The 24,981-nt window shown below is 57.4% G+C and carries 16 protein-coding genes; 12 read left to right on the top strand and 4 right to left on the bottom strand.

The genetic code is table 11. The features are described from left to right. Position 1 precedes the first annotated feature (1 nt). The 11 genes from NHF56_RS10670 (at position 2) to NHF56_RS10620 (ending at position 14,947) form a co-directional block, all read left to right on the top strand. On the top strand, positions 2-1,423 hold the full coding sequence (locus NHF56_RS10670; protein ID WP_252804142.1) for a HAMP domain-containing sensor histidine kinase: 1,422 nt from the start codon (positions 2-4) through the stop codon (positions 1,421-1,423). A gap of 115 nt (positions 1,424-1,538) precedes the next feature. Then, positions 1,539-1,961 carry a hypothetical protein gene (locus NHF56_RS10665; protein WP_252804140.1) on the top strand — a complete coding sequence of 141 codons (423 nt, stop codon included), beginning with the start codon at positions 1,539-1,541 and terminating at the stop codon, positions 1,959-1,961. Between the two features lie 73 nt (positions 1,962-2,034). Beyond that, on the top strand, positions 2,035-3,948 hold the full coding sequence (locus NHF56_RS10660) for a hypothetical protein (RefSeq protein WP_252804138.1): 1,914 nt from the start codon (positions 2,035-2,037) through the stop codon (positions 3,946-3,948). An 83-nt stretch (positions 3,949-4,031) separates the two neighbouring features. Then, positions 4,032-5,171 carry a c-type cytochrome biogenesis protein CcmI gene (ccmI, locus tag NHF56_RS10655; RefSeq protein WP_252804136.1) on the top strand — a complete coding sequence of 380 codons (1,140 nt, stop codon included), beginning with the start codon at positions 4,032-4,034 and terminating at the stop codon, positions 5,169-5,171. Next, positions 5,168-5,620, top strand: a complete 453-nt coding sequence (gene ccmE, locus NHF56_RS10650; RefSeq protein ID WP_252804134.1) for a cytochrome c maturation protein CcmE — start codon at positions 5,168-5,170, stop codon at positions 5,618-5,620. The genes ccmI and ccmE overlap by 4 nt, the downstream gene beginning before the upstream one ends. Continuing rightward, on the top strand, positions 5,617-7,602 hold the full coding sequence (locus tag NHF56_RS10645; protein ID WP_252804132.1) for a heme lyase CcmF/NrfE family subunit: 1,986 nt from the start codon (positions 5,617-5,619) through the stop codon (positions 7,600-7,602). Before ccmE ends, NHF56_RS10645 begins: the two co-directional genes overlap by 4 nt. Continuing rightward, positions 7,599-8,054 carry a cytochrome c-type biogenesis protein gene (locus NHF56_RS10640; protein ID WP_252804131.1) on the top strand — a complete coding sequence of 152 codons (456 nt, stop codon included), beginning with the start codon at positions 7,599-7,601 and terminating at the stop codon, positions 8,052-8,054. The genes NHF56_RS10645 and NHF56_RS10640 overlap by 4 nt, the downstream gene beginning before the upstream one ends. A 155-nt stretch (positions 8,055-8,209) precedes the next feature. After that, a complete protein-coding gene (locus NHF56_RS10635) occupies positions 8,210-9,748 on the top strand; it encodes a Do family serine endopeptidase (RefSeq protein ID WP_252804128.1) in 1,539 nt (512 codons plus the stop codon). A gap of 111 nt (positions 9,749-9,859) precedes the next feature. Next, on the top strand, positions 9,860-10,549 hold the full coding sequence (locus NHF56_RS10630) for a response regulator transcription factor (RefSeq protein ID WP_306431163.1): 690 nt from the start codon (positions 9,860-9,862) through the stop codon (positions 10,547-10,549). A 2-nt stretch (positions 10,550-10,551) separates the two neighbouring features. Next, positions 10,552-11,958, top strand: a complete 1,407-nt coding sequence (locus tag NHF56_RS10625; protein ID WP_252804124.1) for a HAMP domain-containing sensor histidine kinase — start codon at positions 10,552-10,554, stop codon at positions 11,956-11,958. A gap of 37 nt (positions 11,959-11,995) precedes the next feature. After that, entirely contained in the window at positions 11,996-14,947 is a 2,952-nt protein-coding gene (locus NHF56_RS10620) for a bifunctional [glutamine synthetase] adenylyltransferase/[glutamine synthetase]-adenylyl-L-tyrosine phosphorylase (RefSeq protein ID WP_252804122.1), read from the top strand. Here the strand turns inward: NHF56_RS10620 and NHF56_RS10615 are convergent. The 3 genes from NHF56_RS10615 to NHF56_RS10605 form a co-directional block, all read right to left on the bottom strand. Continuing rightward, positions 14,944-17,289 (bottom strand): PAS domain-containing sensor histidine kinase, encoded by a 2,346-nt coding sequence (locus NHF56_RS10615; protein ID WP_252804119.1) that lies wholly within the window; start codon positions 17,287-17,289, stop codon positions 14,944-14,946. The genes NHF56_RS10620 and NHF56_RS10615 overlap by 4 nt on opposite strands. Before the next feature lie 223 nt (positions 17,290-17,512). After that, positions 17,513-20,161 carry an aminopeptidase N gene (gene pepN, locus NHF56_RS10610; RefSeq protein WP_252804118.1) on the bottom strand — a complete coding sequence of 883 codons (2,649 nt, stop codon included), beginning with the start codon at positions 20,159-20,161 and terminating at the stop codon, positions 17,513-17,515. 111 nt (positions 20,162-20,272) lie between these two features. Further along, positions 20,273-21,268: an alpha/beta hydrolase gene (locus tag NHF56_RS10605; RefSeq protein ID WP_252804116.1), complete on the bottom strand. Its 996-nt coding sequence runs from the start codon at positions 21,266-21,268 to the stop codon at positions 20,273-20,275. Positions 21,269-21,427: 159 nt separating this feature from the next. Between NHF56_RS10605 and NHF56_RS10600 the strand changes: the two genes are divergently transcribed. Further along, positions 21,428-23,731 carry a xanthine dehydrogenase family protein molybdopterin-binding subunit gene (locus NHF56_RS10600; RefSeq protein WP_252804114.1) on the top strand — a complete coding sequence of 768 codons (2,304 nt, stop codon included), beginning with the start codon at positions 21,428-21,430 and terminating at the stop codon, positions 23,729-23,731. Between the two features lie 35 nt (positions 23,732-23,766). Here NHF56_RS10600 and NHF56_RS20930 read toward each other — a convergent pair whose 3' ends face one another. Further along, positions 23,767-24,816, bottom strand: a complete 1,050-nt coding sequence (locus NHF56_RS20930) for a methyl-accepting chemotaxis protein (RefSeq protein ID WP_306431162.1) — start codon at positions 24,814-24,816, stop codon at positions 23,767-23,769. Positions 24,817-24,981: the final 165 nt, after the last annotated feature.

Raw genomic sequence — 24,981 nt, 5'->3', positions numbered from 1 at the left:
GATGACAGAAGAACCAACCGAGAAGCGCCGCACGCAATCGCTGACGGGCCGTGTCCTGGTCTTCGGGACCGTCTGGGCGGTGTTGGCGCTTCTGGTGATCGGGATTGTGATCTCCACGATTTACCGGCGTGATGTCGAAAAGGGCTTTCGCGAACTGCTGCGCGCGCAGCTTTTCAATGTGGTCAACTCCATTTCGGTATCGCCGGACGGGGTTTTGATCGGGACCCCGCAAATGGGCGACTTGCGCTTCTCGCAGCCGAATTCCGGCTGGTATTGGGTGGCCCAGCCTGTTGGTGAATTTGGAGCACGGGCGCTGTCGTCGTCGTCGCTGGCCGAAAGGGCGCTTCCGCCCATGCCGGAAAGCCAGGTGCCCTTTTCCACCGCCTATGAGCGTTCCTACGAAATGGTGGACGGTGCCGGCAACGATGTGCAGGTACTGGAACTGGAAGTGGTTCTTGACGATCAGGGCCATATCGTGCGCTTTCGCGTGGCCGGCAATCGCGATGTCGTGGCCGAATCCGTCAATGCTTTCCTGCAGAAACTGACACTCGCACTTTTCATATTTGGTATCGGCAGCATCGGCTTCAATGCGATTGCGATTTTGCTGGGCCTGAAACCGCTGGACAAGGCGCGCGATGCGCTGGAAAAGATCCGCGGCGGCGAAGCCGAACGCCTGGAAGGCAATTTCCCCCGTGAAATCGAACCGCTGGCCAATGAAGTGAACGCCATGATCGACAACAATCGCCGTGTCGTGGAGCGTGCGCGCATGCAGGTCGGTAATCTGGCGCATTCGCTCAAGACACCGATTGCTGTTTTGCTGAACGAAGCCCGCGTGATGGACAAAGGCCATGGTGCGCTGGTGGCGGCACAGGCCGAAGCCATGCAAAACCAGGTTCAGGCCTATTTGAACCGCGCCCGCATTGCAGCCGAACGCGGAACCGTGCTGGCGCGCACCGAGCCCGAGCCTGTTCTGGAACGGCTGGTGCGGGTGATGCGCAAGCTGAACCGGGAAATCGCGTTTGAACTCGATATAGCCGATGCAGGCATTGTTCTGGCTGTGGAAGCGCAGGATCTGGAAGAAATCATGGGCAACCTCTTGGAAAATGCTGCCCGCTTTGCCCGGTCTGGCGTTTGGGTGAGCGTGAACGCTGTTGCAGCACCACAGGACGAGAAGAAAGGCCGGAACAATTGGGTGCGCATTACAGTTGAGGATGACGGACCGGGGCTGACAGCCGAGCAGATGAAGGAAGCCATGAAACGCGGTCGCAGGCTGGATGAAAGCAAACCGGGATCGGGACTTGGACTGTCCATTGTCAAAGAGGTGGCAAGCGAATACGAAGGCCGTTTCCGGCTTGCAAATTCGCACCGCGGCGGGCTGGCAGCAGAGCTTGTTTTGCCGGCAGTGATGATTGAGCGACGGTGAGTTAACGCAACTGTTTGTTGCCGCTCGATTGCGGGAGCGGTAGTCTATTAACGCGAATTGGACAAAATTACGCCACAAGCGCATTGGAAATATGCGCGAAGAAGGCAGGAACGGCATGAATATATCGAAATCGATTTTTCTTTTGGGACTTTCCATCACCTTGGCTGGTTGCTCCACGAGCAGTGGTGGCGGTTCAATCGCGCCGCTTGCTTTTTCATCCAGCGGATCAAGCACCTATCTGAAAGCACTGCATGGCGGCATCGTCTCGCGGGTCAATGGTGTTCAGCTTGACCGCACCGATTCGAGACTGGCGCTCGAAGCCGAGTATAGGGCGCTTGAAGCCGCACCTGGCGGACAGGCTGTGGAATGGCAGGGTGGTGACGGTGTGGCTGGCAAGGTGGTGGCCGCTGCTCCCTATCAGGTCGGTTCGCAGAATTGCCGCCAATACACCCATACGCTGACCTTGGGCATGCGCTCTGAAGTCGCCCGCGGCGCCGCCTGCCGCAACGGTGACGGGACCTGGACACCGCTGACCTGACCGTTTCAGCTTCAAGCAAGCATTGACCGATTAAACTTGTCCATTAGCGGATATCGCGGAGGATGAGTGCCGAATGGCAAAAATTCAGGAGGCTTTGGCCCACTATCAGGCTGAGCGGTTTGATGCTGCTCTCAAGCTTGCCAAGGCCGCATTGATGCAGACCCGCGCGCAGGAGCGAGCGCCGGTTCTTTTGTTGCTGTCCAACATCCATCTGAAGCTGGGCAACAAGCGCGCGGCAGCCGACAGCTTTGTCGCCGCAGCCAGAATGATGCCGGAAAAGCGCGCCGCTTTCTTCAAATTTGCCGTTGGTCTTTACCGCGATGAAAATGATTATGGCGCGATCGCGGATATCGCTGCGGAGGCTGCAGCGGCGCTGCCCGATCCCGATTTTCTCTTTGAACTGGCCAGTGCCTGCAAAGAGGCCGGCCGGCTGATTGAGGTCAAAGAGTTCATTACTGGTCTGGACTTTTCGCAGTCGCCGCATTTCATGATGCTGAACGCATTTGGCGCGGCGCTGGGTGAGGCGGGGAAATTCAGCACATTCCTTGAAGATGCCTGCCAGAAAAAGCCCGACGATGGTATCCTTCTGAGCCTGCGGTTTGCGGTCGCTGCCAGCATTTGTGATTTTCCGTCGGTGAAGGCACTTGACCGGCTGGTGGCTGATCCGACCACGCCCCTTGCTATGACGCTCCTGGAAAATGAATTGGCCTACCGCCGCTTGTTGCGAAACAGCGATGAAGCGCATCAGACCCTGCCGAGCTATGACGAGCGCGCACTGCAGTTGGCCGGCGGTGCGGTACCGGCACAACGGCGTGCTTTCTCGCCACCGGGGACGAAAATCAAGATCGGCTATCTCTCCAACGATTTTCACCAGCATGTGACCATGCGGCTCTTTGAAGAAGTGATGGCGCTGCACGACCGCGACCGGTTCGAGATCGTGATTTTCTGTTACACCGATGAGGACAGACGCGACTATCAGCGCGCCTGGCCGGAGATTTTGCGGCAAAGCGTGGTGCAGGTGGGATCGTTGTCCGATCAGCAGGCTGCGGACGCTATTGATGCTGCCGGGGTGGATATTCTTGTTGACCTGAAAGGTTATACGCAGGGCGCAAGGCTTGGCATCGTGCGTCGCTGCAGGGTGCCGGTGAAGGCGACCTATCTTGGATTTCCCGGACCTGTGCGCGGTGCCGACCTCGATTATGCGATCACCGACCGGATCGTCACACCTGAAAGCAGCAGGCCGTATTATGAAGAAAAATTCTGTCGGCTGCCGGAAAGCTATCAGTCGAACGGGAGCAAAAACCGGGCGCGTCCACAGCCGTTGAGCCGCTCCGAACTGGGGCTGCCGGAAAACAAGATCATTCTGGGCTCGTTCAACACGCCCACGAAAATCTCGCCCGAGGTCCTGCGCCTGTGGGCAGCGATCCTGAAACGGATTCCTGATGCGGTTTTGAACCTGTTGTGCAGCGATGCGACGGCGCGGCAGAACATTGCCGCGGCGCTTGCAGAAGAGGGTGTGGATCCGGCCCAACTGCTGTTTTTTGCGGGTGAACCTTATTTGCGTTTTCTGGCAAGAATTGCCGCGGTCGACATCGCGCTCGACACGTTTCCCTATAATGGCCACACGACCACATCCGATATCCTGTGGATGGGAACGCCGGTGGTGGCGATGAAAGGCACGCATTTTGCCGGGCGGGTCTCCGAAAGCCTTCTGGCAGCCATCGGCGCACCTGAACTGGTGGCCACGGATGCAGACGGCTATTGCGATCTGGCGGTCAGGCTTGCCAGCGACGCAGCGATGCGCGAGACGGTGCGCAACCGTCTTGCATCAAACAGGCGTCTTTGGCCGCTCTTTGATACCGAGCGCTTCACCCGCCATCTTGAGCTTGGCTATGAAGCGATGGCGACACGCGCAAGACAAGGGCTTGCGCCAGATCATCTCGATATTGAAGCACTTCGTGCAAGGACTGATTCACTGTCGATCTGATAGTAGATCTGGGGACGCGTCAAATTGACGTGAGCGGGGAGTTAGCAGTTGGCTTGAGCCGGCGCTTCAGGTATGGGGCAGGCATGATTTTGTGGATAGCAATCGCCGTAGTGACGGCACTGGTGGCAGTGGTTCTGGTTTTGCCGTTGAGGCGGGCTTCAAAGCCTGTTTCAGACGGATTTGCTTATGACGCGGAGGTCTACAAGGACCAGCTTGCGGAGTTGGAGCGCGACCAGAAGGACGGACTGATTTCATCGGAACAGGCCGAATATGCGCGCGGCGAAATCGGTCGGCGTCTTCTGTCTGCCTCGGCAAAGATGAAGGCAGACGTGAGCGAAAGCGCCAAACCGGCACGCACAAACCATATCCTTCTCGTTGCTGTCGTGCTGATGGTGCCGGTGATCTGTCTGAGCCTCTATCTGAGAGAGGGCGCGCCGAACCTGCCGGACCAACCGCTGGAGGCGCGGCTCGCCAATCCGGGTGATAATATTGCCCTTCTGGTGGTAAAGATGGAGCGTCATCTTGCCGAAAACCCGGATGATGGACAGGGATGGCAGATCCTTGCGCCGGTTTACGCACGCCTCGAACGCTACGATGACGCCGTCAATGCCTATCGCAACGCGGTGCGTTTGCTGCCGCCCGATGCCGAGCGTTATGGCGGTCTGGGCGAAACGCTGATTGCGCAGGCTGGCGGACAGGTGACCAAAGACGCGCAAGCGGCATTTGCCAAGTCTCTGGAACTGCAGCCCAACAATCCGCGCGCCGAATTCTATCTGGCACTGGCAAAGGCCCAAAGTGGAAATACGCAGGAAGCGCGTGCCGACTATGATGCCCTGCTGAAGAAATCGCCCGCCGACGCACCCTGGGTGCCGCTGGTGAAGCGTGCCATTGCCGAGCTCGATGGCATGCAGAAAAATCCCGAAGCGCCAGGCAATCCGGATGCTGCCGATGTTGAAGCTGCACAAAACCTGAGCGCACAGGATCGCCAGGAAATGATCAAATCCATGGTGGCGAGCCTCGACGAACGGCTGAAAGAAAATCCCGATAATTTCGAAGGGTGGACACGGCTGATCCGTTCTTATGTTGTGTTGAAGGATGAAGCGAAGGCAAAAGACGCGCTGAAACGGGCGCTGGCGCAGTTTCCACCTGACAAAGATCAAGGCAAGGCTCTCATTGCTCAGGCAAAGGAGCTTGGTCTGACGATTGAGGGAGAAAACCCATGAGCCGCAAACAGAAACGATTGGCAATCATTGCCGGCGGCGTGAGCTTCATTGTGGCAGCCGTACTTCTGGTGATGTTTGCCTTCAGCCAGTCGGTGGCCTATTTTTACGTGCCGGCCGATTTACAGAAGACCGAGCTTGCGCCAGGCACACGCATTCGCCTGGGCGGTCTGGTGAAGGTCGGCTCCTGGGTGCGCGGCGCGGGAACGACATCGACTTTCGACGTGACCGACACGCTGGCAACGGTCCCCGTGACCTATACCGGCATTTTGCCTGACCTGTTCCGCGAGGGACAGGGCGTGGTGGCAGAAGGCACCTTTGGGCCGGACGGCAAGGTGTTCGTGGCTGATACCGTGCTGGCAAAGCACGATGAAACCTATATGCCGAAGGATGTTGCGGACCGCTTGAAGGAGCAGGGCGTGGAGCTTGGCGGTGAGGAGGTCATCAAGTGATTATCGAATTCGGACACTACCTCCTCATTCTGTCGCTGGCCGTTTCGCTGGTCATGGCGATCGTACCGATGATCGGTGCCTGGCGGCGCGACGCATCGCTGATGCTGGTTGGTCACAATTCGGCCCTGCTGCTCTTCGTGCTGGCGACCTGTTCTTTCGCAGTTCTGGTTCAGGCGCATATGGCGTCTGATTTTTCGGTGAAGAACGTGTGGGAAAATTCCCACTCGCTGGTGCCGACGCTTTTCAAATTTTCAGGCGTCTGGGGTAATCATGAAGGCTCCATGATGCTCTGGCTGTTCATTCTGGTCCTCTTTACCGCACTTGTGGCGATCTTCGGCGGGAACCTGCCGGAGACGCTGAAAGCCAACGTGATTGGCGTGCAGGGCTGGATTTCCAGTGCTTTCATTCTGTTCATTGTCCTCACCTCCAATCCGTTTACGCGCCTCGACCCGGCGCCGGTGGAGGGGCGTGACCTGAACCCTGTCTTGCAGGATATCGGACTGGCGATCCATCCGCCGCTTCTCTATCTCGGCTATGTCGGCTTTTCGGTCTGTTTTTCCTTTGCCGTTGCCGCCCTTCTGGAAGGCCGTATTGATGCTGCATGGGCACGCTGGGTTCGCCCCTGGACGCTTGCCGCCTGGACATTTCTGACGGCAGGCATCGCCATGGGCTCATACTGGGCCTATTACGAACTGGGCTGGGGCGGCTGGTGGTTCTGGGACCCCGTGGAAAATGCCTCCTTCATGCCCTGGCTTGCCGGTACGGCGCTTCTGCACTCCGCTTTGGTGATGGAAAAGCGCGAGGCCTTGAAGATCTGGACGATTCTGCTTGCGATTTTGACATTTTCGCTTTCGCTGCTCGGCACATTCCTGGTGCGCTCCGGTGTTTTGACATCGGTGCATGCCTTTGCGTCCGACCCGACACGCGGCGTGTTCATCCTGGCAATCCTTGTTCTCTTTGTCGGCGGTGCGCTGACACTCTTTGGCCTGCGCGTGCAACGGCTGGGAGCCGGGGGCATTTTTGCGCCGATCTCGCGTGAGGGTGCGCTGGTTTTGAACAACCTCATTCTCACCGTTTCAACCGCAACGGTGCTGACCGGAACGCTTTACCCGACCGTTCTCGAAGCGCTGACGGGCTCGAAAATTTCCGTGGGTGCGCCGTTCTTCAATCTGACCTTCGGGCTCTTGATGGTGCCGCTTTTGCTGGCAGTGCCCTTCGGACCGTTACTGGCCTGGAAACGCGGCGATCTGCTGGGGGCGGCACAAAGGCTGATGGCTGCTGCAGCTGGCGGACTGGTTGTCGCGGCAATCGTCTACTATGCCAATAATGGCGGCCCGATACTCTCGCTTCTCGGTATGGCCATCGGGTTCTATCTCATGCTTGGTGCATTGACGGACCTTTGGATGCGCGGTGGCTTTGGGCGGGTGAAAACCAACATCGCGTTCCGCCGCCTGATTGGCCTGCCGCGCTCAGCGTTCGGAACAGCGCTTGCACATTTTGGCCTTGGCGTGACGGTGCTGGGAATTGTCGCCGTGAGTGTCTATGCCACCGAAACAGTCTTGGAAATGAAGCCGGGCGATACGGCGGATGCCGGCCCGTTCACCGTGCACTTCGACAAGATTGAGGAGCGCCGCGGCCCCAATTTCACGGAAGAAAACGGTGTCTTCAGCGTCAAACGCGCCGGTGCGGATGTGGGCCAGGTGGCTTCGGCAAAACGCATTTACACCGTGCGCAAGATGCCGACCACAGAGGCGGGGATCAGAACCTTCGGCGTACATCAACTTTATGTCTCGCTCGGCGATCTCACCGATGCGGGCGGTGTCGTGGTGCGCGTGTGGTGGAAGCCGTACATTCTCTGCATCTGGCTCGGTGCGCTCATCATGATGGTTGGCGGCTTTGTTTCGCTGTCGGATCGCCGCTTGCGTATCGGCGCACCGTCGCGCCGTTCCTCGGCAAAACCCGCGTTGGAGGCGGCGGAATGATCAAACGGCTCATTCTGATCGTTGCACTTCTGTGCAGCGCGTTTCCGGCGTTTGCGGTCAATCCCGACGAAATGCTGGCCGACCCGGCGCTGGAAGCCAGGGCGCGGGAAATTTCAACCCATCTGCGCTGCCTGGTTTGCCAGAATCAGTCGATTGACGATTCCAATGCTGAACTGGCCAAGGACCTTCGAGTGCTGGTGCGTGACCGCATTGAGAAAGGCGAAACCAACGAACAGGTGATCGACTACATCGTCTCACGTTACGGCGAGTTCGTTCTGCTCAAGCCGCGTTTCGAGATGCAGACACTGCTTCTGTGGGGCATGCCGGCGTTTCTTGCGCTGGTCGGGCTTGTCGGCATCGTCGTCTTTTCCATCAAGCGTCGAAAATCGCCTTCCGGAAAGCCATTGAGCGAGGCCGAAAAGGCAGCCTTGGAGCAGATTTTGAAAAACTGAACCGAGGCACCTTTTTCGCTGCAGTTCCAATTATTTCGAACATTACGTAATTTTCATAAACTCTACACCTTGCGGTAAGGTGATATTCTTTATTCCTCACTCCATCGAACGTGCCTTTCCCCCTCGGCACAAGAGAAAGTGAGAAGAGGAAAAATATGTCCATGAACATTCAACGCCGCATTTCCTACAAGACAGTTTTGAAGTCCACCGCAGTCGCGGGTCTCGCGGCGGTTCTGCTCTCAACCGGTGTGCCGGAACACGTCCGCCAGTCTTATGCGGACGCGGTCAAGCTCGATGCACCCAAGGTCGCAAGCTTCGCCGATGTTGTCGAAGCCGTTTCGCCCGCAGTTGTTTCGGTTCGCGTTGAATCGCGCATCCAGCCTGCTGCTGACAATGGCTTTTCGTTCAATTTCGGCGGGCCGGGCTTCGACAATCTCCCCGACGACCATCCGCTGAAGCGTTTTTTCCGTGAATTCGGTGGCCCCTTCGGCGAGCAGGGCCCCAAGGGTAAGCCCGCTCCGCGTGGCGAAGGCCGTCTGCGTCCGACCGCTCAGGGCTCCGGCTTCTTCATTTCTGAAGACGGCTACCTGGTGACCAACAACCACGTGGTGGATGACGGTGCTGCCTTTACCGTTGTCTTGAACGACGGCACCGAACTGAAAGCTGATCTCGTTGGCCGCGACAGCCGCACTGACCTGGCCGTGCTGAAGGTCAATGCTGACCGCAAATTCACCTATGTGTCCTGGGCTGATGACAGCAAGGTTCGCGTGGGCGACTGGGTGGTTGCCGTTGGTAACCCGTTTGGCCTCGGCGGCACGGTAACGGCCGGTATCGTTTCGGCCCGCGGTCGTGACATCGGTTCTGGTCCTTATGACGACTACATTCAGGTGGACGCAGCCGTGAACCACGGTAACTCCGGCGGCCCGACCTTTGACCTGAACGGTCAGGTTGTCGGTATCAACACGGCCATCTTCTCCCCGTCAGGCGGCAACGTTGGTATTGCCTTTGCAATTCCTGCCTCGACCGCCAAGGACGTTGTCAACGACCTGATCAAGGACGGCAAAATCGAACGCGGCTGGCTCGGTGTTCAGATTCAGCCGGTGACGAAGGACATCGCTGAATCGCTTGGTCTCTCGGAAGCTGCAGGTGCACTGGTTGTCGAGCCTCAGGAAGGTTCGCCAGGCGCTGCAGCCGGCATCAAGTCCGGCGACGTTGTAACTGCGGTCAATGGCGAAAAGGTTGAGGATGCACGTGACCTCGCCCGCAAGATCGGTGCAATCGCACCGGGCACCAAGACTGAACTCAGCATCTGGCGTGATGGCAAGGCTGAAACGCTGGACCTGAAGGTTGGCACACTGCCGCAGGAAAAGCAGGCATCTATTGATGACCAGCAGCCGGGTGCACAGGACCAGATGGACCAGACTGCGCTCGACAATCTCGGCATTACCGTTGCGCCGTCCGAAGATGGTAATGGTGTGACGATCGTCTCGGTCGATCCTGACTCCGACGCTGCCGATATCGGTCTGCAGGAAGGCCAGAAGATCGTTGCGGTCAACAACAACGATGTGAAGTCTGCCGCCGACATCATGAAGCAGATGAAGGAAGCCGACAGCAAGGGCCGCACCAAGGCGCTGTTCCAGATCGAAACCCAGCAGGGAACACGCTTCGTTCCGCTTCCTGTCAAGGTTGGCTGAACAAAGGCCTGAATGAAACGGGGGCGTCGGATGAAAACATCCGGCGCCCTTTTCACAAACGCCCGCCTTCCGCAAATGCGTCTGACCGTTTGAAATCCCGCCAAAGGTTGTATGATGATACATATGAAGATTCTGGTTATTGAGGATGACCTTGAGGCTGCCGCCTACCTGGCAAAGGCGTTCAAGGAAGCGGGTATTGTTGTGGACCACGCCAGCGATGGCGAGAGTGGTCTCTTCATGGCAAGCGAAAACAATTACGATGTGCTGGTCGTCGATCGCATGTTGCCGCGGCGCGATGGCCTTTCGGTCATTTCCGAGCTGCGCAAGAAAAACGTCAATACGCCGGTGCTGATACTGTCGGCGCTGGGGCAGGTGGATGACCGGGTGAAGGGCCTGCGCGCCGGCGGCGACGACTACCTGCCGAAACCCTACGCCTTTTCTGAGCTTTTGGCGCGTGTGGAAGTGCTTGGCCGACGCACCGGCGCACCCGAACAGGAAATGTCTTACCGGGTTGGAGACCTGGAGCTTGACCGGCTCTCCCACGAGGTCAAACGATCCGGCCAGCCTATCCTTCTGCAGCCGCGGGAATACCGTCTGCTGGAATATCTGATGAAGAATGCCGGCCAGGTGGTGACCCGCACCATGCTCCTGGAAAACGTCTGGGACTACCATTTTGATCCGCAGACCAATGTGATCGACGTTCACGTCTCACGTCTGCGCTCCAAGATCGAAAAAGGCTTTGAAACACCGCTTCTGAAAACCGTCCGCGGTGCCGGTTACATGATCAAGGACGAAGGCTGATCATGAGCCATCTTCGCGTTCTCCTGAAGAACACGGCCGTTCGTCTCTCTGCGCTCTACATCCTGCTTTTTGCGCTCTGTGCGGCTGTGCTGGTGTTTTATGTCGGCGGTTTGTTTGAGAGCTTCCTGCGCGATCAGGCACGCTCGGCAGTAATGCAGGAATCCAGCGATGTTGAAGGAATCTACGCCAAACGTGGCATGGAAGGACTGCTGGCGACGCTGGAGCAGCGGTCACGTCAGCCGGGTACGAATATTTATATCATCGCAAGCCCACAAGGCGACATTCTTGCCGGTAATGTGCTCTCGATACAGAAAGGGATATTGGACCAGACCGGCTGGATCGATACGCCTTTCAAGTATCAGCGCTTTACCGAAGAGCGAACCGAAGACATGCATTACGCTTTAGCGCGCGCAATCGTCCTCCCCAACGGCTTGCATGTGCTGGTGGGAACCGACCTTGGCGATCCGCGCAGACTCGGTGCATTGATCCGCCAGGCGCTGCTTCTGGCTCTCGGGGTCATGGGCATCGGCGCGGTAGTGATCTGGTTCGGTGTCGGGCGCAACGCACTCAAGCGAATATCGCGCATGTCTGAGGCGAGTGGCCGCATCCTGGCTGGGGATCTTTCCCAGCGTTTGCCCGTCGTCGGGTCCGGCGACGATTTTGACAAGCTTTCGGGATCGCTCAACACCATGCTGGCGCGGATTGAGAAGCTGAATGAGGGTCTCAAGCAGGTTTCGGACAATATCGCCCATGACCTGAAAACACCGCTGACGCGACTGAGAAACAAGGCCAGCGATGCGCTGACCAAGGTTGAAAAACCGGCAGAAGCCCGCGAAGCGCTGGAGGGCATTATCGGCGAGGCCGACCAGCTGATCCGCACATTCAATGCGCTCTTGATGATTTCGCGCGTGGAAGCGGGTTCAGCGGCTGCTGAAATCGCCGAAGTGAACCTCTCGGCCATCGTTGCCGATGGTGCCGAGCTTTATGAACTCGTTGCCGAGGAGGCGGGTCTGGAACTGAGCGCGGATATCGCGCCGGACCTGCGCATTGACGGCAACCGGGAACTCGTTGGGCAGGCGCTTTTTAATCTGATCGACAATGCCATCAAATACACATCCGGAGAAGGCACGCGCGTTTGGGTAACGCTTTCGCGACAGGATGACATGGCAGTTTTGAGCGTGAGCGATGACGGCAATGGTATTCCCGAAGACAAATATGAGGATGCCGTGCGCCGCTTCGTACGGCTGGATGAAAGCCGTTCCAAGCCGGGAACGGGGCTTGGCCTTTCCATGGTGAGCGCGGTTGCCGAATTGCACGGCGGCAGGTTGGAGCTTTCAGCCAGCAATACTGAAGGCAGTGAAAGGCGCGGATTGAAGGCATCGTTGATTCTTCCGCTTGCGAAGGTCTAATCACTGCTCCATTCTGCTCAAGGCAGAAGGAGGAGTCGTGCCGGACAACGAAAAGACAATCGCAACTTTCCTCACGGAAAATCCGCTTCATCCGCTCAACAAGACTGAGGCGCGCGCGGCCCTTTCCGTTATCAGGGATGTCGCCAAAGCAGAGCCTGCGCTGGGTGAATTTGCGGCAAGCGAAACGCCCTTGCGGGATTTTGCTGTGGCTGCTCTCTCCCTTTCCCCTTTTTTGAAGGATACGGTCCAGGTCACGCCAGCGCTGTTGGAAAAGGCTCTGTTTCAGCCGCTTGATAGCCAGCTGGATAGTCTCATTGACACAGCAAGGAACGCGTGGCGCGCTGACCCGAATTCAAGCGAAAGCCCCGAAGCGCAGGTGATGAACCGGCTGCGGCAGATCAAGCGTGAGACGGCTTTCCTGATTGCCTTTGCTGACCTGGCGCGGCTTTTCGATGCTTCTGCGACCACGGCATGGCTGAGCCGGCTGGCAGAAGCCTGTATCGCCGCCGCAGTCGATTTTCTGCTGCATTCTCTTGCTCAGGACGGCAAGGTGCGGTTGAAGGATGAAAATAATCCTGCACTCGGCTCCGGGCTGATTGTGCTTGGAATGGGAAAGCTGGGGGCCGGAGAGCTCAACTATTCCTCCGATATCGACCTCGTGATTTTCTACGAGCCCGAAGCCGGGCTTTGCGACGACATTTATGATTTGCCGGAACTCTTGGCCCGCATGGCGCGTCGACTGTTGCGCATTTTACAGGAGCGCACGGCCTACGGTTACGTGTTTCGAACAGACCTTCGCCTTCGCCCGGACCCGGGATCGACGCCGCTTGCCATACCGGTTGAAGCAGCACTGATCTATTATGAAAGCCGCGGCCAGAACTGGGAGCGGGCCGCCTATATCAAGGCAAAACCCGTTGCCGGTGATATCGAGGCCGGACAAGCCTTCCTCAAGGAACTCACCCCTTTTATCTTCCGCAAATATCTGGATTATGCGGCAATTGCCGATATTCACTCGATCAAACGGCAGATCCATGCCCATAAGGGGTTCGGCGAGATCGCGGTGAAGGGCCACAATGTCAAGCTCGGCCGCGGCGGCATCCGCGAAATCGAGTTCTTCGCACAAACGCAGCAATTGATTGCCGCCGGCCGCCTGCCTGATCTGCGCGTGCGGCGCACCGAAGATGCGCTTTACGCACTGACGTCCGCCAACTGGATCGACAAGCAGGCGGCTGACGAGCTTTGCCGCTGCTATTGGTTCCTGCGCGATATCGAACACCGCATTCAGATGGTGCATGACGAACAGACGCATATTCTGCCCAAGCAGGAGAGTGAGCTGAAGCGCATTGCCTTCATGGCCGGTTTTGACAGCGTAGCTGCGTTTTCCGCCGCCTTGGAGAAGGTGTTGCGCACTGTGGAGCGGCGCTATGCGCAACTCTTCGAAAACGAAGGCACGCTGGCTTCCAAAACCGGCAATCTGGTCTTCACCGGCCAGCGGGATGACCCCGGCACCCTTGAGACGCTTGCATCCATGGGGTTCGAACGTCCACAGGATGTCGCCCGCGTGGTGCGCACTTGGCACTCGGGACGCTACCGTGCAACACAATCGGCAGAAGCACGCGAGCGACTGACGGAACTCACGCCGCAGCTGATGGAGGTCTTTGGCCAGTCCAAACGCGCCGATGAAGCCATCATGCGTTTCGATGAATTCCTGAAAGGCTTACCCGCAGGCATTCAGCTGTTTTCGCTTCTGGGCAACAATCCCTCGCTTTTGTCTCTGTTGGTCCTGATCATGTCGTCTGCGCCGCGACTGGCAGCCACCATTTCCGGGCGTCCGCATGTGTTCGACGGCATGCTTGATCCCGCCCTGATGCAGGAGATGCCGACGAGAGCCTATTTGTCGGAGCGGCTTGAAAACTTCTTATCAGCGAGCCGGTTTTACGAGGAAACACTCGACAGGTTGCGCATCTTCGCCGCCGAGCAGCGCTTCCTCATCGGTATTCGTCTTCTCACGGAAGCCATCGACGCCGACGATGCCGCGCGCGCCTTTTCCGATCTCGCCGATCTGGTGATCGAGGCTGCGCTGACAGCGGTGAAGAGCGAAATCCAATCCGCGCATGGCGCATTTCCGGGCGGCGAAATTGTCGTACTCGGAATGGGTAAACTCGGAAGCCGTGAGTTAACCGCGGGCTCCGATGTGGACCTCATTCTGCTTTACGATCACGACAGCGGTGCGCTGGAAAGTGATGGGGAAAAGCCGCTTGATGCGACGCGCTATTTTACCCGCATCACGCAGCGGCTCATTGCTGCCCTCTCTGCCCCCACGGCAGAAGGGGTGCTCTATGAAGTGGACATGCGGCTCAGACCATCCGGCAATCAGGGGCCGGTGGCGACACGCATCAACGCATTCGAAAAGTATCAGAAGGAGGAGGCCTGGACCTGGGAGCATATGGCACTGACGCGCGCGCGCATTATCTGTGGCGATGCCGGTTTGGGTGAAAGGGCTGAAACCGTGATCGGCCAAGTGCTGTCGAGCGAACGGGATAAAGGCAAGATTGCCGCTGACGTTTTCGAGATGCGGACACTGATCGACAAGGAAAAGCCGGCCGGCAGCATATGGGATCTGAAGCTTATCGCCGGTGGCCTGATCGATATTGAATTCGTTGCGCAATTTCTGCGGCTGACGGCGACAGCAGACGATAGCGAGGTTGAGGGTTTGACCGGCACGTTCGAGGTGCTCGGCAACTATTCCAACACGCTCGACGCAAACGATCTTGAGCCATTGAGAGAGAGTTTCAGTCTTTACTCTCGTCTGTCCCAGGTTACGCGGCTTTGCACGGAGGAACAGTTCGATCCTCAAACAGCGCCTGCCGGACTGGTGGAGATGCTTTGCCGCGCAGGTGAATGCCCGGATATCAAAACACTGGAAAGCGAGATCAAGCGCCGCTCCAAGTCGGTCCGGGCTGTTTTCCGCAAGCTTGTTGGTCCTTAAGCCGACATCAAGAGGCTCTCAGCGCAGACTTTACAAGGAATGCGCAGCGTGATGATGGTGCCTTCGCCTTCATTGGAGAAGATGCGCATCTTGCCATCGTGAAGGCGCACGAGCGAGCGCGATATTGCAAGGCCGAGCCCGGAGCCACCCTGGCTCTTGGCATACTGGCTTTGAACCTGTTCGAAGGGCTGTCCCATTTTCTGCAAGGCGGATCTTGGAATGCCGATACCGGTATCGCGGATCGAGAGCGTAACCGAACCGGCGACCTTGCGGGCGCGCAGCGTGATGTCGCCGCCTTCATTGGTGAATTTCACCGCATTCGACAACAGGTTCAGCATGATCTGTTTCATGGCGCGACGGTCGGCATGCAGCGAGAGGCCGGCACAAACATCCTGGGTGACCTGAATATTCTTCTTGGCGGCCGGAATGGAGATGAAGCGCAAGGTCTCGTCAATGAGCGGCTGCAGATCGATGGTCTCGCATTCGACCTTCACATGGCCTGCCTCGATCTTCGACATGTCGAGAATATCGTTGATGACGTTGAGCAGGTGCTTTCCGCTGTCGTGGATATCCTTGGCATATTCGTTGTATTTTTCCGAGCCCAGCGGCCCGAACATGCGGTTGAGCAACATCTCCGAAAAACCGAGAATGGCGTTGAGCGGGGTTCTCAACTCGTGCGACATGTTGGCCAGGAATTCGGATTTCGCGCGGTTGGCAGCCTCGGCACGTTCTTTTTCTGCCAGGTATTTGGTGTTGGCAACGGAAAGTTCGGCCTTCTGCTTTTCCAGGATGCGGCGGGATGCAGAAAGATCGCCGATGGTCATCATCTGGCGGCGTTCGGATTCGCGCAGGCGCTCCTGATGGCGCTTGAGAAGCGTAATGTCTGTGCCGACGGAGACTAGACCGCCGTCGCGGGTGCGCCGCTCGTTGATCTGCAGCCAGCGCCCGTCTGCAAGCTGAACTTCCGATGTCTGCGAGTGCGGTGAGGATTGATCGGGATCGGCAATGCGCCGCACGATGACGGGACGGGCTGCCGCCGCATTCAGTGAAGAGCGCTCGGTGCCAGGCACCAGAACCTGATCCGGCAGGCCATAGGCTTGCTGGAAGATGCTGTTGCACATGACGAGACGGTCATTCTTGTCCCACAGCACGAAGGCCTCGGACGTTGATTCAATGGCATCCGCGAGGCGTTGGTCGGCCTCGGCATAACGTTCGGCCAGCCGGTGCTGCTCACTGACATCCATGGCAATGCCAATCAGATGGGCGCGACCGGATGTCGTGCGGATGATCTGCGCACGCGCGCGCATCCACACATAATGTCCGTCGGCGTGGCGCATGCGGAAAATCTGGTCGACCTGGTTGGAATTGCCGCGGATGATGGCGCGTGCCAGTGAATAAATGCTGCCGTCGTCGGGGTGCATGAGGCGGGCAGCGTCGTTGAAGGAGAGCACGGAGGCCGAGGAGGGAAGCCCCAGCATCTCATACATGGACCGCGACCAGAACAGCTGCCGCGACGCCAGATTGAAATCCCATAGCCCGCAGCGTCCGCGCGAAAGCGCCGTTTCGACCCGCTGATTTGACTCGATGAAAATCTGATCGGCTTCCTTCGCCCGCCGCGCCTGTACGTAATAGGCGTAGAGGATGACGAAGAGGATCGATGAAATGCCCGCAAACAGCGTGACATTGAGCGATATCTCGCTTCGCCAATGGTCTTCGATGGGCGCAATGGGGGCCGCAGACAGTATGAAGCCTGCATTATCGGCTATGTTGGCGAAGGAAACGAAAAAGGGTGCGCCATCGATCTCCGCGCGGATCACGCCGGCGCGCCTTCCGAAAGCGCGCATGGAGGATGCCTGTGGCGCAACGCTGAGCAAGGTGCGACCGATATAATCTGTGCCGCCGATTGTGCTCGCAAAGATTCGCCCTTCCGGTCCGGCGAACAGCAGGAAAGCGCCATTGGTGAGATTGGATTCGGAAATGAAGCTGCCGAGTCTGGCTTCCAGCGCGCTGCGGTTGAGCGCCTTGAACTGTTCTTCCTGACCATCGAGCGCGGCCGCAGCGGTGATGGATGCCATGGAGACCGAATATTGTGCGGCAGATTCCATGCGCTCGCGCTCGGTGTCGATGCCGACAAGCCGGGAGAGGGCTACAACACCCAGAAAAGCCACGATGAGAATGGGAATGGATTTTTTTAAGGCAGGTTCGGCGCTGTTGAGCGTATCGCTGGCAAAGGAAACCAGTTTGAGTTTGGTTTGTCCCCATTTTTCGGTAAGGTCGTGAACCCTGCCGAACTTCAATTGCAAGCCGTCGCCAGCTGCGCGCCCTCGCTGCGCTTCTGCCATATTGTCACCCTGTATGCCCGCCGTTCAGTGCCGCCGCAGCGCCGAACTGATCCGAGTGAATCAGAGGTGATTCGCCTTGTCCAGTTGTTAAATTTAAGTTTTTCTTAACTGATTCTAATCGTGCGGATTTTTTTGCCGAAGCTACATTTGTTTGCGCTAAATGAAGCGGCCGGCGAGCGCTTATACGCCCCCGGCCTGCAAATCACTAAGACAAGGCCTCGCTCTAAGCCGCCAGCATGCGTTCCACGATATCGCGAACATCTATGGAGAGGCTGTCATTCTGCTCGACCGACAGAAGGGCTGCCCGGGCGTGGGATGCGCGTCCCTGCTCAAGTGAATGCCACGAGCGAAGTGCAGTGAGAAGCCGCGCGGCAAGCTGTGGATTGCGCTTGTCGATGGCAAGAACCTGCTCGGCCAGGAACGTGAAGCCTTCCCCATCCGGGCGGGCAAAGCCTGTCGGGTTGGCAAAGGCGAAGGTGCCTGCAAGCGCACGTACGCGATTGGGGTTTTCCGCATTGAATTGCGGATGCGTCATTAAGGCTTTGACGCGCTCCAGTGTGCCGTGGCCCGGGGCTGAGGCTTGGACGGAAAACCACTTGTCGAGAACGAGCGCATTATCGCTATACCGTGCTAGGAAAGCCCGCAGCGCTTCCTTTGTCTCATCGGAATCGGGAAACTCGTGCGCGAGCACGGTGAGCGCCTGGCTCAGATCCGTCATATTGGTTGCTGTATCGAAGGCAGAAAATGCACGGGCGGGGGAGTCCTCCGCATGGGCGAGATAGAAAAGGGCAGCATTGCGCAGCGCTCGTTTTCCGGCACTTTCCGCATCCGGGCTGAATGCGTCGGGGGTTTTCATCCTATCGAAGAGCTGCGCGAAAACGGTCGCACCTTTGAGAGCAACGGCTTTCAACAATGCGTTGCGGGCGGCATGGATTGCATCGGGGTCTGTGTCCCTTGCAATCTCGCGGGCAATGTCACTTTCGCTCGGCAGCGCCAAAACCTGTGAGCGGAATGCCGGTTCCAGCTTTTCGTCACCGGCCACGGAAACCAGCGTATCAACCAGTGTGTCGCTGAAATCTGCAGCACCGTTTGCCCGAATGGACGCGGTCGCCATGATCAGTTCCGGCAGGGCAAGTTCGGTCACGGCATACCAGCGCGAAAACAGATCATCGTCATGATTGGCAATCAGCGCAAGATCGGCAGGATTCTGGTCAAACTGGATATTCACCGGCGCCGAAAAACCGCGATTGAGCGAGAGAGCCGGGCGCGTCGGCAAGCCGGTGAAGGTCAAGACCTGCTTGCGCTCGCGAAGGTGTATGACGCCTTTGCTGACATCGCCGCCGTCAATGCTTTCCGGCTCGGCCTTCGAGCCATCGGGCAGCAGCAGCGCGAAGGACAGCGGAATGTGCATCGGCACCTTGTTCGGCTGGCCAGGTGTTGCCGGGATCATCTGTTCGAGCGAGAGTGTGAAGACACCTTTGCCGGCGTCGTAATCCGTTGAGACCGAGATCAGCGGCGTGCCGGCCTGATGATACCAAAGCGCAAACTGCGTGAGATCGGCGCCGGACGCATCCTCAAAGCACTTGATGTAATCCTCGATCGTCACCGCCTGACCGTCGTGACGTTCGAAATAGAGATCCATACCCGCCTTGAAAGCCTTCCGCCCCAGAATGACGGAAATCATGCGGGTGACCTCGGCCCCTTTTTCGTAAACGGTCGCCGTATAGAAATTGTTGATTTCCTTGTATGTCGTCGGGCGCACGGGATGGGCCAGCGGGCCGCCATCTTCGGGAAACTGATCGGCCTTCAACCGGCGCACCTCGGCAATGCGCTTGACCGCGCGCGACCGCTGGTCGGCGGAAAATTCGTGATCGCGAAAGACTGTAAGACCTTCCTTGAGGCAGAGCTGAAACCAGTCGCGGCAGGTGATGCGGTTGCCTGTCCAGTTATGGAAATATTCGTGCGCGATGATCGCTTCGATATTCGCGTAATCCACATCCGTCGCGGTTTCGGGATCAGCCAGGACATATTTGTCGTTGAATATGTTCAGCCCCTTGTTCTCCATCGCGCCCATGTTGAAGTCCGACACGGCAACGATCATGAAAATGTCGAGGTCGTATTCGCGGCCAAACACCTCTTCGTCCCACTTCATGGAGCGTTTCAGCGCATCCATGGCATAGGCTGCGCGTGGCTCCTTGCCGTGCTCGACGTAGATTTTGAGTGTCACCTCCCGGCCGGTCATGGTGGTGAATGTATCTTCCACGACGCCAAGATCACCGGCGACAAGCGCAAAGAGATAGGACGGTTTTGGATGCGGATCGAACCAGGAAACAAAATGCTTGTCGCCGCCATAGGGCGCGCCGCCAAGGCAATTGCCGTTCGACAACATGATCGGGCAGGATGTCTTGTCCGCAATGATATGCGTTGTATAGACGCCGAGTGAATCCGGACGGTCATAGGCATAGGTCATGCGCCGGAAGCCTTCGGCCTCGCATTGGGTGCAATAGACCCCGTTGCTTCGATAAAGCCCCATCAATTCGGTGTTGGTGGATGGCGAAAGAAGCGTCTCGACGGTGATCTCGAAAGCGATTTCCGCCGGCAGGTTGCTGATAATGAGCTGCCTGCCGTTTTCCTCATAGTGCTCGCGGGGCATTTCAACGCCATCAAGCAGCAACGATGTCATGTTCAGTTCGTCGCCATCAAGAACAAGGGGTGCATCTGCGCCGGCACCTTCGCGCCTGTGATAAAGCGAACGGGCCGTCAGTTTCGTCTCTTTCGGGTCCAGTTCAAATGTCAGGTCCACCCGCTCGAGTACGAAATCAGTTTCTTTGTAATCCTCAAGGTGGACGGCCTTGCCAGTGTCAGTGCGCATCAGAAGCTTGGTTCCCAGTCAATTTTTACAGTCGCCCGCCGCGTCCTGACGTCGCCCGAAACGCAGCAGAAATGGCGGAAATTTCCAAAGAAAATACCCGCATTCTTGCGATTACATTGACAGCCAATTCTGAATGATTGCTAAAATTTTCGGCGAATTGACCAAATTTATATGGTCTGCATTGCCAATAATCTCGACATCGACGTTGCTGGAATATTTGGAAATTTCATCCTTATACTTGGAAGCATCGAACAGCTCGTCTTGTTGGCCCGCGATGACCAATACACCCTCGTTCATTGACTTCAGTCCGGGGCCAAGAACCCCTTTCGGGTCGAGAGATGAGAGCGTGTTCCAGGTGATATCAGGCGTTGCCGTGTAGCCAAGCGGATCGTTGCGAAGGCTTTCCGGATAGGCAAGTTGTAAGGCGATCTCTTCGCCTCCGATGTGGAGACCTGCCGTGTCGAAGAGTTCGAGGCCAGTGATCCTGCGGCTGAGCGGATGCAACAGAGGGTCTGCGTCTGCCCGGTTCACGGCGGAGTTGAAACCCAGAAATGGTGAGAGCAGGATATAGCGTGCGTCAACCGAAGACTGGTGTGAGGCTGCAAAGCGAATGGCAAGGCTGCCGCCGAAGGAATAGCCAACGATGACAATCGCGTCGCCTGGTTCGGATGTTTGCTTGATCAGGTCCATCAGATCGTCTTCAAGCTGGCCGGGATAGTCCACGGCACCGCGTCTGGCCGGAGAAGCGCCATGCCCGCGCATGTCGGGAACAATCACGTCACCAAGGCCGGTATAGGCAATGGATGTGGCCAGCCGATGGAGGGCCATGCCGTGCCATCCGATATCATGAAGCAGGTATATTTTGCGGCTTTCTTTCGACGCGGCGTGATAAAGACGGTAAGGAAGCAAGGCCGAATCCCGTGCCGTGAAATTGTGGACCCGCGGCATGCCGGACAAATCGGCTTTGGTAAGAATGGAATAGTCCATTCGACTGGTTTCGCTTGGCGAGAAGCGCTCTTGTGGACCTTGAGAAATGATGAGGCCATAGATCACGGCAATCAGCAAAACCGGTATGGCGATCACTGCCGCTATTAACTTGCCAAGCATGAGACGCAGTCTTTCATTTCGAGTCACGCAGCATATATCACGTTGTTATGATATAGAGTTTTTTCGCGAAAGCGACCCCGAAACATCTTGCAGGCGCATCATCTCGTCCTATTGTTAGGGGCAGCGCCGTCTCAGCGGCAAAAGGGAGAGGATTGCACAATGAACGTTTCCATCAAGAAGTTTGGACTTGGCGCTTCGGTCCTTCGCAAGGAAGACCAGTCGCTCTTGATCGGGAAAGGCCAGTTCACCGATGACAGGACGCTTCCCGGCCAGCTCTTCGGTTATGTTGTGCGCTCCCCTTATGCGCACGCCGAGTTTGAAATCCTGTCAACAGAAGATGCAAAGTCTGCACCCGGCGTGAAATTGGTTCTCACCGCCGCTGACCTTGCCGATCTTGGCCCTGTGAAATGCAAGATTCCTGTTACCCAGCCGGACGGCACGACGCAGGAAATGCGCCATACACCCGTCTTGAGCCAGGGGAGAGCCCGCTATGCCGGCGATGCGGTGGCCTTTGTTGTTGCTGAAACGCAGGACCAGGCCGAAGATGCCGCCGAACTGATCGAAATCGATTGGGATGTGAAGGATGCCATCGTCGATCCGAACGCCGCGCTTGAGCCCGACGCTCCGCAGGTCTGGCCCGAACTTGGCAGCAACCGCGCCTATCTTTTTCAAAAGGGCGACCGGTCCGGCGTGGATGCCGCCCTTTTGAAGGCCGATAAGGTCATTGAGCTTTCGGTGGTCAACAACCGGCTGATCGCGAACTTTCTTGAGCCCCGTTCCGCCATTGCCGACTGGAATGGCGATGAACAGCACTGGACGCTCTATTGCGGCTCTCAGGGTGTTCATAGCCTCCGCAATTCGCTGGCGGCGGATGTGTTTGGCGTGTCCCCTGACCAGATCCGTGTGGTGACGGGCGACGTTGGTGGCGGGTTTGGAACCAAGGCCATCAATTATCGCGAATATCCGCTGGTGATGGAAGCGTCACGTCGACTTAACGCGCCGGTAAAGTGGCTTTCCAGCCGTATGGAGCATTTTGCTGCCGATGCGGCAGGTCGCGATTCGGTCGCGCATCTGAAGGCCGCAGTGTCCAGCGATGGCAGGGTTGAAGCGCTGAAAATCAAGGTGCTCGCCAATATGGGTGCTTATCTCTCCCAGTTTGGCCCGATGATTCCCACCATGACAGGGTTGATGCGGACCGGCGTCTATGACATCCAGACAACGGATTTCGAGATTGAAGCCGTTTATACCCATTGCACGCCGACCGATGCCTATCGCGGTGCCGGTCGACCTGAGGCGGCATATTTCATCGAGCGTCTGATGGACGCCATCGCCTACGAACTCGGCATGTCGCCCGTGGACGTTCGGCGCAAGAATTTCATTCGCCCCGAACAGATGCCATATCAGACTCCCGGAGGCCCGCTCTACGACAACGGCGAATTTGACGGTCATCTGCAAGAGGCAATGAAAAATGCCGATTGGGACGGATTTGAACAACGTGCAGCCGAGGCCAAGACCCGTGGCCGCATCCGTGGCATCGGGCTTTCGACCTATGTCGAGATTTGCGCATTTCCAGGCTCTGAAGCCGCCCACCTGCAATTGAACCAGGACGGCACCGTGACGCTTTTCATCGGCACGCAGACCAACGGGCAGGGGCATGCAACCGCCTATAGCCAGTTTGTCGCTGAAAAGCTCGGCATTCCCTTTGATCAGATCATCGTGCGCCAGGGTGATACGAATGAGCTCGCCAAAGGCGGCGGTACGGGCGGCTCGCGCTCCATCCCGCTCGGTGGTGTCTCCGTCATCGCGGCCAGCGAAAATCTTGCCGACAAGATCAAGGACATGGCCGCTGACGAACTGGAAGCCGCAGCTGCCGATATCGAGCTTGTCGATGGTGTGGCACGCGTTGCCGGCACCGACCGTCAGGTCAGTTTTGCCGATATTGCAAAGGCCGCCCCTTCACCGGAAGCCGTGCTGGCCGTTGCCGATATCAAACAGGAACAGGCGACGTTCCCGAACGGCACGCATGTGGTGGAAGTGGAAATCGACCCGGAGACCGGCACGACCGAGATCGTCAATTATCAGATCGTCGACGATTTCGGCGTAACCGTGAACCCCGTCCTGCTTCTGGGACAGGTGCACGGTGGAGCAGCTCAAGGTATCGGTCAGGCCCTGCAGGAAGGCACGACCTATTCGGCTGATGGTCAACTCCTGAGCGCCAGTTTCATGGACTACACCATGCCGCGGGCTGATACGATGCCGAACTTCAAGTTCGATACCCGTCATGTCGCCTCAACGCACAATGCGCTCGGCATAAAGGGCGCGGGCGAAGCAGCCACCATCGGATCGACGCCTGCCGTGATGAATGCCGTGATCAATGCACTGCATCGCGAATATGGGATCAAGGCCTTGGACATGCCCGCCACACCGCAAAAGATTTGGCGGGCCATTCAGGACGCAGCTTAAGGGGCTCAGTTGTGGCGGCTGGCCAATGCCAGCCGCTACTTCTTTGCGATGATTTCCAGCGCCGCGCGTTCGTCTTCAGTCTTCTGAACGATCACACCATACCAGCCGAGCCCGTCATAATCTTCGTAACCAAGCGTCTTGGCGAAAGCGACTATGGACCCGTTGCCGTCATAATAACTGCCGCTTGGCGCATTTTGCGGATTTTTGAGTGCAAAACTGCGATACATCAGCTCCTTGCGGCTGCTGGCGATCACCGTCCCGTTCTGGTCGAGCAGCATCACCGTGGTTCGGCTTGCAACTTCCGGCGGGAGATTTGCTTCCTTCTCGACAATGGCCTGGCCCTGATCCTGCCAGTCGAAATAGACACCAAGAGCGCCCAGGAGTTCGCCTTTCGGCTGCCCTCCGCGACGCACGCCGGTGGCGTAGACGAGCACGTCGCGTTTTTCGTGATGTTCGCTCTGGCGAACCTTGTCCACGCAATAATCATCGCCTGTGGGTGTTTCAAAGGCTGCGCGCACCCAATCTTCCGATGCCAGATTACGGCCTGCCAATGGGCGACGGTAGTTGGGATTTGCGCTCGCAACCACCTTACCTTCACGGTCGACCATCACCAGATCGAGATAGACGGTATAAAACTTGTTGATTTCGCCAAGTCGCGAGGCCGCGTAGTCGAACGTTGCTTTTTCAGGGTTTTGCAGCGCCTGCCACAGCGAGGGATCAGTCGCCCACCAGCGAACGTCGGCAGTCCGCTCAAATAGATTGCGTACGATAAGCTGAACCAGCGTCAGGCTGAGGTCGATCAGGCGGATACCCTCCATCTGATGAACCAGCTTTTCGGAAATGTCGCGGCTCATGCCGACCCGGCTCATGACGTTTTTCTGGAAGACTGCCGCGATTTCCTCGGAGCTTTCCGAGAGTCTGCGCACCTCGCCGGCGACAACCGCAAAACCGCGCCCAGCTTCGCCCGCCCGTGCAGCCTCAATCAAGGCATTTGTCGCAAGAAGCCTGATCTGGCGCACAATGTGCGAGTTGTCGGTCGCAAATCTGCTGAGGGCTGAACCAATCGTGTCCGTCAATGCCCGCATACTACGCGGTGTTGCTGGGATTTCGTCAGAGGTTGATTGTATGCGTTCTTTGGGGGTGCTCAAGGTGTTTGCCTAAAAAATGTGCAGTATTGAATTATTTCAACTATCGCTATTTTTATGTTCTTTGGTTAAAGTTTGCTTAATGTTTGCAGAATCTTGAATGAA

The sequence above is a fragment of the Rhizobium sp. L1K21 genome, from assembly GCF_024055895.1.
In the GTDB taxonomy this organism is placed as follows: Bacteria; Pseudomonadota; Alphaproteobacteria; order Rhizobiales; family Rhizobiaceae; genus Ensifer_A.
The sequence above is the reverse complement of the archived record's forward strand: the minus strand, read 5'-3'. Positions and strand labels throughout refer to the sequence as shown.

Excerpts from the sequence above, each read along its gene's own strand:
- NHF56_RS10600 (WP_252804114.1), top strand. The coding sequence starts at position 21,428 with ATGAACGTTTCCATCAAGAAGTTTGGACTTGGCGCTTCGGTCCTTCGC.
- NHF56_RS10640 (WP_252804131.1), top strand. The coding sequence starts at position 7,599 with ATGATCAAACGGCTCATTCTGATCGTTGCACTTCTGTGCAGCGCGTTT.
- NHF56_RS10660 (WP_252804138.1), top strand. The coding sequence starts at position 2,035 with ATGGCAAAAATTCAGGAGGCTTTGGCCCACTATCAGGCTGAGCGGTTT.
- NHF56_RS10615 (WP_252804119.1), bottom strand. The coding sequence starts at position 17,289 with ATGGCAGAAGCGCAGCGAGGGCGCGCAGCTGGCGACGGCTTGCAATTG.
- ccmE (WP_252804134.1), top strand. The coding sequence starts at position 5,168 with ATGAGCCGCAAACAGAAACGATTGGCAATCATTGCCGGCGGCGTGAGC.
- NHF56_RS10670 (WP_252804142.1), top strand. The coding sequence starts at position 2 with ATGACAGAAGAACCAACCGAGAAGCGCCGCACGCAATCGCTGACGGGC.
- NHF56_RS20930 (WP_306431162.1), bottom strand. The coding sequence starts at position 24,816 with ATGCGGGCATTGACGGACACGATTGGTTCAGCCCTCAGCAGATTTGCG.
- NHF56_RS10630 (WP_306431163.1), top strand. The coding sequence starts at position 9,860 with ATGATGATACATATGAAGATTCTGGTTATTGAGGATGACCTTGAGGCT.
- ccmI (WP_252804136.1), top strand. The coding sequence starts at position 4,032 with ATGATTTTGTGGATAGCAATCGCCGTAGTGACGGCACTGGTGGCAGTG.
- pepN (WP_252804118.1), bottom strand. The coding sequence starts at position 20,161 with ATGCGCACTGACACTGGCAAGGCCGTCCACCTTGAGGATTACAAAGAA.
- NHF56_RS10665 (WP_252804140.1), top strand. The coding sequence starts at position 1,539 with ATGAATATATCGAAATCGATTTTTCTTTTGGGACTTTCCATCACCTTG.
- NHF56_RS10605 (WP_252804116.1), bottom strand. The coding sequence starts at position 21,268 with ATGCTTGGCAAGTTAATAGCGGCAGTGATCGCCATACCGGTTTTGCTG.
- NHF56_RS10625 (WP_252804124.1), top strand. The coding sequence starts at position 10,552 with ATGAGCCATCTTCGCGTTCTCCTGAAGAACACGGCCGTTCGTCTCTCT.
- NHF56_RS10635 (WP_252804128.1), top strand. The coding sequence starts at position 8,210 with ATGTCCATGAACATTCAACGCCGCATTTCCTACAAGACAGTTTTGAAG.